The sequence below is a fragment of the Nocardioides sp. Root122 genome, from assembly GCF_001425025.1.
Taxonomy (GTDB): Bacteria; Actinomycetota; Actinomycetes; order Propionibacteriales; family Nocardioidaceae; genus Nocardioides.
Genome location: NZ_LMDE01000001.1, coordinates 540,899 through 553,444, shown reverse-complemented (window position 1 = coordinate 553,444; position 12,546 = coordinate 540,899). Strand labels below are relative to the sequence as shown.

General features: G+C 68.5%; 10 protein-coding genes. 6 read left to right on the top strand and 4 right to left on the bottom strand.

Features of this window, described 5'->3' with window-relative positions; translation table 11 throughout:
- Positions 1–27 precede the first annotated feature (27 nt).
- The 3 genes from cysC to ASC64_RS02565 are packed head-to-tail and all read left to right on the top strand — an operon-like array spanning position 28 to position 2,809.
- Complete coding sequence (cysC, locus tag ASC64_RS02575) at positions 28–1,260, top strand: adenylyl-sulfate kinase (protein WP_056905929.1); 1,233 nt, start codon at positions 28–30, stop codon at positions 1,258–1,260.
- Entirely contained in the window at positions 1,257–1,802 is a 546-nt protein-coding gene (locus ASC64_RS02570; protein WP_056905928.1) for an arsenate reductase/protein-tyrosine-phosphatase family protein, read from the top strand. The genes cysC and ASC64_RS02570 overlap by 4 nt, the downstream gene beginning before the upstream one ends.
- Positions 1,802–2,809, top strand: coding sequence for a sulfite exporter TauE/SafE family protein (locus ASC64_RS02565; protein ID WP_056905927.1), 1,008 nt, complete (start codon positions 1,802–1,804; stop codon positions 2,807–2,809). Before ASC64_RS02570 ends, ASC64_RS02565 begins: the two co-directional genes overlap by 1 nt.
- A 51-nt stretch (positions 2,810–2,860) precedes the next feature.
- Here ASC64_RS02565 and ASC64_RS02560 read toward each other — a convergent pair whose 3' ends face one another.
- Both ASC64_RS02560 and ASC64_RS02555 read right to left on the bottom strand, forming a co-directional pair.
- Positions 2,861–4,840, bottom strand: coding sequence for an acyltransferase family protein (locus ASC64_RS02560; protein ID WP_162245760.1), 1,980 nt, complete (start codon positions 4,838–4,840; stop codon positions 2,861–2,863).
- A 105-nt stretch (positions 4,841–4,945) separates the two neighbouring features.
- Positions 4,946–5,770: a 3-keto-5-aminohexanoate cleavage protein gene (locus ASC64_RS02555; protein WP_056905925.1), complete on the bottom strand. Its 825-nt coding sequence runs from the start codon at positions 5,768–5,770 to the stop codon at positions 4,946–4,948.
- Positions 5,771–5,787: 17 nt separating this feature from the next.
- Between ASC64_RS02555 and dtd the strand changes: the two genes are divergently transcribed.
- On the top strand, positions 5,788–6,216 hold the full coding sequence (dtd, locus tag ASC64_RS02550; protein ID WP_056905924.1) for a D-aminoacyl-tRNA deacylase: 429 nt from the start codon (positions 5,788–5,790) through the stop codon (positions 6,214–6,216).
- 5 nt (positions 6,217–6,221) lie between these two features.
- Here dtd and ASC64_RS02545 read toward each other — a convergent pair whose 3' ends face one another.
- Both ASC64_RS02545 and ASC64_RS02540 read right to left on the bottom strand, forming a co-directional pair.
- Positions 6,222–8,915: a tetratricopeptide repeat protein gene (locus ASC64_RS02545; protein WP_056905923.1), complete on the bottom strand. Its 2,694-nt coding sequence runs from the start codon at positions 8,913–8,915 to the stop codon at positions 6,222–6,224.
- A gap of 80 nt (positions 8,916–8,995) precedes the next feature.
- Positions 8,996–10,171: a glycoside hydrolase family 16 protein gene (locus tag ASC64_RS02540; RefSeq protein WP_056905922.1), complete on the bottom strand. Its 1,176-nt coding sequence runs from the start codon at positions 10,169–10,171 to the stop codon at positions 8,996–8,998.
- Between the two features lie 103 nt (positions 10,172–10,274).
- Between ASC64_RS02540 and cysD the strand changes: the two genes are divergently transcribed.
- A complete protein-coding gene (cysD, locus tag ASC64_RS02535) occupies positions 10,275–11,189 on the top strand; it encodes a sulfate adenylyltransferase subunit CysD (protein ID WP_056905921.1) in 915 nt (304 codons plus the stop codon).
- Complete coding sequence (gene cysN / locus ASC64_RS02530; RefSeq protein WP_082550126.1) at positions 11,189–12,490, top strand: sulfate adenylyltransferase subunit CysN; 1,302 nt, start codon at positions 11,189–11,191, stop codon at positions 12,488–12,490. Before cysD ends, cysN begins: the two co-directional genes overlap by 1 nt.
- Positions 12,491–12,546: the final 56 nt, after the last annotated feature.

Below are 12,546 nucleotides of genomic sequence, written 5' to 3'. Positions count from 1 at the left end.
CGACCACAGGTCTGAGAGGATGCGCGGGTGATCCAGCACTGCCCGACCCCGGCCGAGCTCGACGACCTGGAGCTCCTCGTCTCCGGCGCCTACGCGCCCGTCACCCGCTTCAACGAGCCGGGCTCCCCCGTGACGCTGACCCTCCCCGACGGGGCCGCCGAGGCCGAGCTGGTCGACCCGGAGGGCCTGCCGCTCGCGCGGGTCTCCGCGGACGGCTCCCTCGAGCCGCTGACGCACGCGCAGTACGGCCCCTTCCGCCGGCTGCACCTCACTCCCGCCCAGGCGCGCGAGCAGCACGCCGGCGCCACGTTCGTCCCGGTCGTCGACGCGCTCACGGAGGCCGACCTCGACGACCTGCGCGGCCTCGGTCGCGTGGTCCTGGTCGCCCTGATGGGCACGGGCACGCCCTCCCTCTCCCCCGTCGCGCTGGTGCGCGCGACCCTCGCCGCCGCCGACCTGCTCGACGACGCCTCCGTGGTCGCCGTGCCGCTGCCGTCGCACGGCGACGCCGCCACCGACCACGACCTCGGCGCCCAGGTCCTCGCCACCTACGCCGGCCCCGACCCGGTCCACGCGCTCGCCACCCCCTCGTCCTCGGAGGTTGAGGTGCGAGGAGCGCCAGCGACGACCCTCGAAACCCCCTATCCGCAGGCCATTGCCGCCATCGTCGAGGAGGACCAGCCGGCGCCCGAGGAGCAGGGCCTCGTCCTGTTCTTCACCGGTCTCTCCGGCAGCGGCAAGTCCACCCTCGCCCGCGCCCTCATCGACCTCCTCCTCGAGCAGGGCGACCGCACCGTGACGAGCCTCGACGGCGACGTCGTACGCCGTCACCTCTCCGCCGGCCTGACCTTCTCCAAGACCGACCGGGAGACCAACATCCGCCGCATCGGCTGGGTCGCCGCGGAGATCGCCCGCCACGGCGGGGTCGCGGTCTGCTCGCCGATCGCCCCGTTCGCCGAGACCCGCGACCAGGTGCAGCAGATGGTCGAGGCCGCCGGCGGCGCCTTCTTCCTCGTGCACGTCGCCACCCCGCTGGAGGAGTGCGAGCGACGCGACCGCAAGGGGCTCTACGCCAAGGCTCGCGCCGGAGAGATCCCCGAGTTCACCGGCATCTCCTCGCCCTACGAGGAGCCCCTCGACCCGGCCGTGCGCGTCGACACCACCGGCCGCACCATCGAGGACGCGCTCGAGGACGTCCTGGTCGCGCTCGACGACGCCGGCTACCTCCACCTTGGCGGTCCGGGCGCGGCCAGCGCATGAGCGAGCCCCTCGAGGTGCTCTTCGTCTGCACCGCCAACATCTGCCGCTCGCCGGTGATGGAGCTGCTCGCCCGGGAGATGGCCGGCGAGGAGGCGAGCGTGACGTTCGCGAGCGCCGGGACGCACGGCTACGACGACCACCCCCTCAACCAGGACATGGCCGTCACCCTGACCCCCGGCCTCGGCGACGAGTTCAGGAGCCGACGCCTCACGCGCGAGATCCTGGCCGAGGCGGACCTGGTCCTGACGGCTGAGGGCTCGCACCGGACCCACATCCTCGACGAGCAGCCGCAGCTGCACCGCAAGGTGTTCACGCTCGGCCAGTTCGCGGCGACCATCGCCCAGATCCCGGGGCTGTCCGGACGCGAGCTCATCGCGGAGGCCGGCGCACGCCGCACCCCGCCCCGGCCCGCCGACGACGTGGCCGACCCCTACCGGCGCGGGGCGGCGGCGTCCGCGCAGGCGACCGGCACAATCACTGCCATGCTGGGCGAGATCGTGCCCCGGCTGGCCGAGCAGGCCGCACCCGAGCAGGAGAGCTGATGGACTGGATCACCGCCACCTTCTTCTCGATCCTCGCCGCCGGCTTCCTCGTCGGCATCGTGGTCGGGCTGACAGGCATGGGCGGCGGCGCGCTGATGACGCCCGCCCTGATCTTCCTCGGCGTCGGCGAGGCAGCCACCGTCGTCACCGCCGACCTCACCGCCGCCGCGGTCTACAAGACCGGCGGCGCGATCGTGCACAAGCGCGAGGGCTCACCCAACCTGCAGCTGGCCAAGTGGCTGATGCTCGGGTCCATCCCGATGGCGCTCCTCGGTCCACACCTCGTCTCGTGGGTGGTCGACCCGGAGGACATCGACGACACCCTCAAGCTCGCCATCGGCTTCGCGCTGCTGCTCGCGGCGGCGACGTACGCCCTGCGCCTCTACCTCAACCTGCTGCGGGTCCGCGGGGGCGAGCACCCCGACGACAACCCCGCGATCCGTCCGATTCCGACCCTCCTGGTCGGCGCGCTGGGCGGCCTGCTGGTCGGCATCACCAGTGTCGGCTCCGGCTCGGTCATCATGATCGCGCTGCTGATGCTCTACCCCGGCCTCTCCGCTGTCCGGCTCGTCGGCACCGACCTCGTCCAGGCCGTGCCGCTCGTGCTGGCCGCTGCGATCTCCAACATCGTCCTGCACGGCCTCGACTGGAGCATCCTGATCCCGCTCGTTCTCGGCTCCGTCCCGGGCACGCTGATCGGCTCCACGATCGCCCCTCGCGTGCCGCAGTCGTTCATCCGCCGCGGCATCGTCGTGGTCCTGACGATGAGCGGCGTCGCCCTGCTCGACAAGGCCGGGTGGGCGCCCCTGGGCGCCGGCGACGACGAGACCCACCCCATGCTCATCGCGGGGGTCGGCCTCTTCGTGCTCATCGTGCTGCCGATCGTGTGGGGCTTCCTGCGCAAGCAGCAGGGACTGCCGATGTTCGGCTCGCCGACCATCGCCCAGCTCGAGGATCCGAGCTACCGCCCCGGCGTGGTCGGCATGAAGAAAGTCGACGGCACGTAACGCCACCGCGCGGGCCATCGCAAGCCGGCGAAGTCGACGGGCCGCTTGAGGTCAGTTGAGGGCCGGCACGAGGCCACCGATGGCCTCACGTACTCGCGGTGCGACCAGGCGGGACGACTCAGGCGTGAGGTGGCCGGCCGCATCCCGCCAGATCTGGATGCTGCCCGCCAAGCTGGCGCACCGGTCACTGCAGAACCAAGAAGTGGTCTCGACCCACGGTCTGCCGTTCTCGGTGACGACGTCACGCTCCATCTCGTTCCAGTCCGAGGTCCACGTCACGGGAACGAAGTCGCAGTTTCGGGCGTCACCGATGTGCTTGGCCAAGCACCTCGGCGGGTCGAACGGCGCGATGGGCACGTCGCCCAGGACAATTACGCGCGGCAACGGCTCGAGCACAGACAGCGTGGATCGCCAACCTGCGAGGAACCTGCCAGCCGCATCGGACTTGCCGTCCGCCGAGGCTTGTCCGCCGCTGTAGTTGGCGAGAACCACAGCCTCGGGACGGACCTCCAAGAGATAGTCCAGTGCGTTCTGGCGCCACTCGTCACACGGCGTTTTGGCCTCGACATCGAGGTCGTAGAGGGGACAGGCCGTGTGGGTCAGAAAGCTGACACGACTGTCCGGGAATCCCGCTCTGAACGCGTCGTACCAGTTGGCGGCGTGAGAGTCCCCGACCACGACAAGCGCAGGCGCAGCGGCCGGGCCGTACGAGCACGGGTGCGGCTCGACGACATCGGCGGTCCCGTGGCATCCCTGGTACAGGCCGTTGAGGGTACGGGCTTCAACCAGAGTTGGAGTGACGTTCGAGGGCACGAATCCCGGGTTGGTGAGGGGGCCAGAAAGGACTTCCCGATCACTTGGCGGACGGCTCATCCGGTCCGAGTGGAGAGTGACGACGAGCGGAACCGTCGACACCACAGCAGCGCTGACGGCCACGAGGGCCAAGGCCAGCTGGGTACGTCGAGACTGGGTGAGCCTGAATCGAGGAGCGCCGCGATGTATCGGCCGCTCGATGAGTGCGTGAAGAACCATCGCGATGAAGAGAGCGATGACGAGAGCGGTCAGCGTCGCCCACGTCGAGGCCGTTCCACCTTGTTCCCGGATCAGCAGCCAGGCGATCGGCGGCCAGTGCGTCAGGTAGAGCGCGTAGCTTCGATCTCCCAGCCACACGAATGGCGACATCCACCGACCGGTCAGCGGCCGTGCCGAGGACCCTGCGTAGAGGATGAGGGCGGTGCCCGCAACGGCCGGGAGGAGCCTAGGCCCCGGAACGAGGCTGTCCTGCGCGAGCATCGTCACCGAGGCGGCCACCCCCACAACGCCGACCAGGCCAGCCACACCAACTGCTGATGCGTGCGTCCGTCGAGCAAGCGTCGGAATGAGAGCCACGGCGGCGCCGGCGCCGAACTCCCATGCCCGCGAGGGGAGCATGTAGAAGGCGAGTCCTGGGTCGCGCGAAGCGAGCCAGACCCCGCCAACGTACGAGAGCATCGTTGCAAGCGCAACGAGCGCAAGCACTGCCCGGCCGCGGATCCTCAACCCGAGGATGAGGATCGCAGCCACGGGCAGGACCAGGTAGAACTGCTCCTCCACTCCCAAGGACCAGTAGTGCCGCAGCGGCGACGGATCCACGACCGAGAAGTAGCCCGCCTCGCTCGAGTGCGATCGGAAGTTGGCGACGAAGAAGATCGCTGCCAGACCGTCCCGGACGTACCGGCTCGACTCCAGCGGGTCGAGGATGACGCTGAAGATCAGCGTCGTCAGGAGCGCCACGACCGCGGCAGCGGGAAGGATCCGCCGAGCGCGTCGGGCGAGAAACGCAAGCACGAAGACGCGCTCGCCGCTCGCGACCGTGCGAAGGATGCTGCCGGCGACGAGATAGCCCGAGATGACGAAGAACACGTCGACGCCGACGAAGCCGCCGGGCAGGTACTGGGGCCACGCGTGCCCTGCGACCACCAGAATCACAGCCAACGCGCGTAGCGCCTGAATGTCGGCCCGCAGCGGCGGGCGCGCCTTCTCGTGGGTCATCGCGCCCGACTCTAAGTCGGAGACCGCCACGCGGCCCATTCGATGAACGACGGCGAGAGATTCCTCGTCCACTCGCGCGGCACGTCCCAGGCCCGGCCATGGCCCTCAGGCCAGGCCGAGCAGCGCGCGGCAGTCCGTCGGCGTCATCGGCGTACGCTGCGCGATCCGGCCGAGCTCGACGGCGCGCGCGACGAGCTGGGCGTTGGACTCGACAGGCACGCCGCGGCTGATCGTCAGCACGTCCTCCATGCCGACGCGCAGGTGCCCACCCATCGACAGCGAGGCCATCGCGACCGAGAGGGTGGAGCGGCCGATGCCGGTCGCCGACCACGACGTCACCTCGGGCGGCAGCGCGGCGACTCCGGCCACGAGGGCGGGAGCGGTGCCCGGCATGCCACCGGGGACGCCCATCACGAAGTCGACGTGGACCTTGCCGCCCGCCGGCGTGCCGAACTCGCGGATGAGCCGGCCGAGGGCGTGCACCTGACCGAGGTCGAAGAGCTCGAACTCCGGCGCGATCCCCCGCTCCAGGGCGAGCTGGTAGAGGTCCTTCACGAAGGGCCACGGGTTGAGGAAGACGTCGTCGCCGAAGTTCGTCGTGCCCATGGTCAGCGAGCACGAGTCGGGCTCGGCGTCGAGGACCTCGAGGCGCTTGTCGAGCGGGTCGTGCACCGATCCGCCGCTGGAGAGCTGCACCACCAGCGAGGACGACTCCCGGACGGCCGCGACCCACTCGCGCAGCAGCGGCTGCTCGAGGGTGGGGGCGTGCTCCCCGTCACGGACGTGGATGTGGATCATCGCGGCGCCGGCCGCCTCGCACTCGGCTGCGGTGCGCGCGATCTCCTCCGGGGTGGTGGGGAGCTGCGGGCAGTCGGCCTTGGCGGTCTCGGCTCCGGTGGGAGCGACCGTGATCAGCAACGCATCAGACATGGCGGCATCCTTGCACCATGCGTGCGGTCATCCAGCGGGTCCTCTCCGCCAGCGTCCGGGTCGATGGCGGGGTGGTCGGCGAGCTCGATCGCCCGGGCCTCCTGGTCTACCTCGGCGTCACCCACGACGACGGAGCCGCAGAGGTCACGTGGACCGCGCGCAAGGTCTGGGACCTGCGTCTGCTGCGGGACGAGCAGAGCGCCAGCGACGTGGGTGCGCCGGTCCTGGTGGTCAGCCAGTTCACGCTGTACGGCGACGCGCGGAAGGGTCGGCGCCCCACCTGGCAAGCCGCTGCCCCGGGCCCGGTGAGCGAACCGCTCTACGAGGCCGTGTGCACCGAGCTCGAGCGGCTCGGCGCCGACGTCGCACGCGGACGTTTCGGAGCTGACATGCGCGTGGAGAGCGTGAACGACGGGCCGATCACGCTCGTCCTCGAGTCGCCGTAAGGACATCAGAGCTGCCCGCGAAGAATCCGGGCCCAGCGCTCGAGGGCGGCAGCAGCGGGGGCGCTAGGGGCGTGTGGCTGCAGCAGTTCAGCGAGAGTCATGATGCGCTGAATTGCTCCGTCGACGTCGCCGTACTCACATGCCTGACTCATGAGTTGCGGTCGCGTGGGCGCGGTGCCAATCTGCACAACCATGCGATGCGCGATTTGCCTGCTCGCCTCGATGTCCTTTGCTTCCCCCAACGCGATGGCGAGATCGAGGTTGGTGGTCACCACCATCGGACTCGATTCGCCAAGTGCCCTGAGCTCACCCGACAGCAGGCCGACGTATCGAGCAGCTGCGGCCGCCGGCCCTTCGACGTAGCGCGCTTCCCTCGTCTCGTTTCTCAGGCTGTCGATCGTGTGAGGATGCGTCAATCCGAGTGCCCGTCGGCGTCCGTCCGCGCACGCGGCCAGCATCTGTTGCGCTCGGGCGTGGTCGCCGCGCTTGGAGGTGAAGTGCGCAAGGTTGCTCAACGCGAACAGCGTGCTGGGGTGGTCGGGGCCAAGAATCGCGACCATCCGCTCCCACACCGCCTGCAGCCCGGTGCATGCCGTGATGACGCGCCCGCCTGATCCTGCCCATCTCCACCTGGACCTTTCGGCGCGGAGAGTCAGCGGGTCGTCGGGGCCTAGCTCACGTGCGCAATCAGCAGCGACCTCAGCCAGCGCCGCTTCAGCGTCGTCGGCGTCCCCCAAGTAGCCTACTGCGCTCGCGTGTTCGATCCGTGCCACGGCTACGTCTCGGAATCGCGTTGACGATTGCTGCAGCGAAGCCAACAACCCTGCATATTCCTTCTCTGCCGCATCGAGCATTCCGGACGTTCTCATCCAGTGAGCGACGTCCAGCCGCAGCGGCACCATGACGTCCGGGGAGATGTCGCCGTCGGCGTTCGCCAGGACGAGCCGTGCACCCACCGCGATAGCCGACGGAAGGTCGCTCGAATCTCGAAGTGCTCGGTAGAGCTCGCACTGCAGCTCCGTGACGTACGGCGCATCCCAGCATGGAAGTACGCCAGGATCGTCCAACACACTGAGCGCCGCAGTCGCCTCCTTGCGGGCTAGCAACCCGCGCGCCTCGACAAGCCGGCACGCGTCTTCCGCACCGTTGGGAGCGTCCTGGATGCGCTTCAACAAGGCTCTACCCCACCGCGCAAGAACCTCCTCGTCCGCGCTGGGCTCGTCGCGGAGCAGTGCGAGCTGCAGGCGGGACCAGATGCGAGACCAGACCACCGCAGCCAGGTCAGCGAGGTGCGAGCTCAGGTAGCGACCACCGATCTCACCTAGAACCACCTCGGCGAGGAGTGGCTCTCGATACCCGTCGACTCCATCGACCAGCTCGGCAAGCCAATGAACTTGCCGAAGTGCATCCTCCAGCGCGCGGCCGAACTCGTCCTGCCTCTCGCTACCGACTTCATGGGCCACCGAACGCACGAACCGCAGCCCACCTTCGAATCCCTGTGCTCCTGTCATTGCCATCGTCAGGGAGAGTGCGCCTTGCACCGAGTGGTCGAGTTCCGACCACCTCTGTCGCATCAGGCCCTGCGGATCGCTCGCGATTGCACTGAGATCTGTCGGCGCAATGTCCAACCGACCGTCCAAGGCACTGCCGCGGATCACCTCGAGGCTGAGGCAGAGGAGAAGGCTGAGCGGAGTGCGGAATCGAGCCACGAGGGCCTGCACAACGTCATCCGAGGTCCGTGGATAGATGCTGAGAACGAGCTCTGCCAGCTCGTCGTCTGTCCATGCGTCAAGGACCAGACGGCGGTATCCGGACGGGTTCTGACCAACTCGCACGCACTCGATGAGCTGCGCATAGGTCTGCCGGCGGGTTCCCTCCGGCCACACGCTGGCAACGACCATCACGTCGACGTCGCCATCGTGCAGCGATCGGATTAGTCGAGACATGTCCGGATCGATCAGATGGGCATCCTCGACGGCCATCACCACACGCATGCCAGTGGCGGCCACCTCAAGTATCTGGTCGCGGAGCCGGTCAGCGAGCTCACCATTGTCCAGCTTGAGCTCATGTCCGTCGGCGATGGCGGCCAACTGGCCGCTTCGAGTTCGTCGCCTGGATACCAGCCGTCGCGCGATACCCAGGCCAGTCCCGGCACCCGGGAGACTGAAGTCGAGCAGTCGCTCGATCGCAACCTTTGTCTTTTCTGTCGCAATCCCGACCGCTTCATCTCGCAGGCCGTCCATGAGCTGGTCCCGCAGCCACGCGAGTCCTTCCCCCGCACCCGCGCGATCCAGTGCCACGACCACTAGGGGGACCTCGTGCGTGTCGAACTGATTGACGAGCTGAGAGAGCGTCGACGAGAGCTCGCCATCAGTGCGCGGTGCGGGACACGCAGTCAGCCAGAGGTACTCCGGGAGCGCACCCGGGGGCGCAGCGACAACGTGCTGCGACGGACCGATCACCTTGCGTCCGGCGACCGGATCCCGGTCCGCGTCACCGCCCATGAGGTCCAGAGGCCAATACGGTGGTGCACTCTGCTGCTCAGCGAGACGTCGGTAGAACTCTCTGACGATTCGCGACTTCCCTGCCCCCGACGGCGCGACCAACTCGACGTAACGGAATCCGCTACTGGCGGACTGCTCCACCAGTGTGTCAACGAGACGATGGACCTGGATGCCGACGAGCGCGCTTTCCCCCACGCAGCAACGCTAATCCGCCTTAAGGCTGGTGCTCAGCTGTTCGCCAAATAGCTGCCGCTGTTCTCCACCCGCGAACGCGGTCAGGACTTCCCCGGCCCGGTCTCCCAGACCCGCGCCCAGTCGACCTCCATGTGCTCGGGCAGCTCGCCGTTGAAGCGGGGCAGCTCGTAGTCGGAGGAGAGCAGGCTCAGGATCAGGAACTCCTCGCGGCCGGAGGTCTGGCCCTTGATCCGGTGCGTGACCTGGCCGTCGATGCGGAAGACGTACTCCTTCGGCGACCACTCGACCGAGAACACGTGGTACTGGTCGGACCACCCGTCGCCGTACTGGTCGAGGTCGGGCACCCAGCCACCCTTGGTCTGCTTCTTGCCCTTGGCGTCGAGGTAGTAGGTGAAGCTGGTGAGGCCGCCCTCGGGGTGGTCGTCGCCGAAGTACTCCATCACGTCGATCTCGGCGCCGCCCTTCTTCGGTCCCCCGGCGGTCTGGCCACCGGCGGCCTGCATCCAGAAGGCGGCGTGCTGGCCGCGAGCCGACTGCGTCTTGATCCGTGCGGCCGCGAAGCCGTAGGTGAAGCCGTAGAGGTTCTCGGTGCCGACGTGGCCGTTGAGCCGGTAGGGGAACTCCTTGCGGCGGCCGGGGAGCCGGCAGTCGCCCTTGTCCGGGTCCTCCAGCACGCTCAGCACGAGAACCCCGTCCTCGACCTCGGCGCCCTTCTCCGACGCCTGCGAGCAGGTGCGGACGCCGATGTGCCCCTGGCTGCGCGTGATCCAGTTGCCCTCGGTGCCCTCGTCGACCGTGTCCTTCTCGAAGTCGTCGGTGAAGGTGGCCTCGGGTGCGTCGCTGGTGGAGACCTTGGCGCCGATGGCGTCGTCTCCGTCGCCCACCACCACCTGCAGGTCGCCGGACGTGCGGGTGGTCAGCGCCACCTGGCCGTCCTCGTCCGTCTCTTCCTCCGAGACCGACTCCCACCCGCCGTCATCGGTGGTGGCGTAGAGGGTGACGGTCGTGCCCTCACTGGCACCGTCGAGGGTGGCGTCGACCACCCAGGCTGCGTCGTCCGCGGACTCCAGGTCCTCGCCCGTGGCCGCGAGCTGCGGCAGGACCCGCACCTCGAGCTTGTCGCTGGTGGAGTACGACGGCGGGCCGTCGTCGCCGGAGCCGGAGCAACCCGCCGTGACGAAGGCCACGGCCATCAGGCCGCACAGCAGGCGGCGGGGCTGTCGGGAGCGGAGCGCGAGTCGGGGGGCGGGCCACATTCCGCCGAGTCTGGCCGACCGCTCCCCGCGACGCGAATTCACCGGGGCGTCGCGCGTGGCTACGATGATGGCTGCTGTCCCCAAGAGAGGTCCTTGCTACGCCATGACCAACACCCATGTCGACTATCGGTTGAGCCAGCTCGACCAGCTCGAGGCGGAGTCGATCCACATCTTCCGCGAGGTCGCCGCCGAGTTCGAGAAGCCGGTCCTGATGTTCTCGGGCGGCAAGGACTCGATCGTGATGCTCCGCCTGGCGGAGAAGGCGTTCTTCCCGGCCAAGCTGCCGTTCCCGCTGCTGCAGGTCGACACCGGCCTCGACTTCCAGGAGGTGCTCGACACCCGGGACTCGTGGGTCGAGCGACTCGGTGCCCGGATGATCGTGGCCACCATCGACGAGGCGATCGCCGCCGGTCACGTCGTCGACGACGGCAAGACCAGCCGCAACCGGATGCAGATCGGCACGCTGCTCGGAGCCATCGAGGAGAACAGCTTCACCGCCGCCTTCGGTGGCGGGCGCCGCGACGAGGAGAAGGCCCGCGCCAAGGAGCGCGTCTACTCCCACCGCGACGACTTCGGCCAGTGGGACCCGAAGATGCAGCGTCCCGAGCTGTGGAGCCTCTACAACGGTCGCATCCACGCCGGTGAGCACATGCGCATCTTCCCGCTGTCCAACTGGACCGAGCTCGACATCTGGCACTACATCCACCGCGAGCAGATCGAGATCCCCTCGATCTACTTCGCCCACGAGCGCGAGGTCATCGAGCGCGACGGCATGCTGCTCTCGCTCGGCCCCGAGATCCAGCCCAAGGGCAACGAGACGGTCGAGAAGAAGATGGTGCGGTTCCGCACCGTCGGTGACCGCACCCAGACCGGCTGCGTGGAGTCCGAGGCGACAGACACCGCAGCCATCATCGACGAGATCGCCGTCGCCCGCGTGACCGAGCGCGGCGCGACCCGTGGTGACGACCGCTTCTCCGAAGCAGCCATGGAAGACCGCAAGAAGGAAGGCTACTTCTGATGGCCAGCACCCCCCAGACCAGCGACGCCCACACCATGGCCCAGGGCGAGATGGACCTGCTCCGGTTCGCGACCGCCGGTTCGGTCGACGACGGCAAGTCCACCCTCATCGGCCGCCTGCTGCTGGACTCCAAGTCGATCTTCGAGGACCAGCTCGAGGCGGTGGAGTCGACGAGCCAGTCCAAGGGCTACGACTACACCGACCTGGCGCTGCTGACCGACGGCCTGCGCTCCGAGCGCGAGCAGGGCATCACGATCGACGTGGCCTACCGCTACTTCGCGACCCCGGCGCGCAAGTTCATCATCGCCGACACCCCCGGCCACATCCAGTACACCCGCAACATGGTCACCGGCGCCTCGACCGCCGACCTGGGCCTGGTGCTGGTCGACGCCCGCCAGGGCCTCACCGAGCAGTCGCGCCGCCACGCGGTGCTGCTGTCGCTGCTGCGCGTGCCGCACCTGGTGCTGGCGATCAACAAGATGGACCTCGTCGACTGGTCAAAGGACGTCTACGAGAAGATCCACAAGGAGTTCACGCAGTTCGCCACGAAGCTCAACATTCCCGACCTCGAGGTCATCCCGATCTCGGCGCTGCAGGGCGACAACGTCGTCAACCGGTCCGAGAACACCCCGTGGTACTCCGGCCCGACGCTGATGCACCACCTCGAGCACGTCCACGTCGCCTCCGACCGCGACCTGGTCGACACCCGCTTCCCGGTCCAGTACGTCATCCGCCCCAAGTCCGACCAGTACCACGACTTCCGCGGCTACGCCGGACAGGTGGCCGGAGGCGTGCTGAAGAAGGGCGACGAGGTCGTCGTCCTGCCGAGTGGCATGACCTCGACCATCTCGCGCGTGGAGCTCTTCGACACCGAGATCGCCGAGGCGTTCCCGCCCATGTCGGTCACCGTCCACCTCGAGGACGACGTCGACGTCTCCCGTGGGGACATGATCGCTCGCGTCAAGAACTCCCCGAAGCCGTCGCAGGACATCGACGCGATGGTCTGCTGGATGACCAACGAGCCTCTCAAGCCGAGGCAGAAGCTCGCCATCAAGCACACGACCCGCACGGGCCGCGCGATGGTCAAGGACATCCAGTACCGCCTCGACGTGAACACGCTCCACCGCGACCAGGAGGCCGGCGAGCTCGGGCTCAACGAGATCGGCCGCGTCCAGCTGCGCACCACCGTGCCGCTGCTGTGCGACCCCTACTCGAAGAACCGCACCACCGGCTCGTTCATCCTGATCGACGAAGCCACCGGCGTCACCGTCGGTGCCGGCATGATCAACAGCGGCAGCTGACCAAGCAGACCGCTAGGTGAGGAAGGCGCTCGGCCAACCCACCGCTGGTTGAGGAA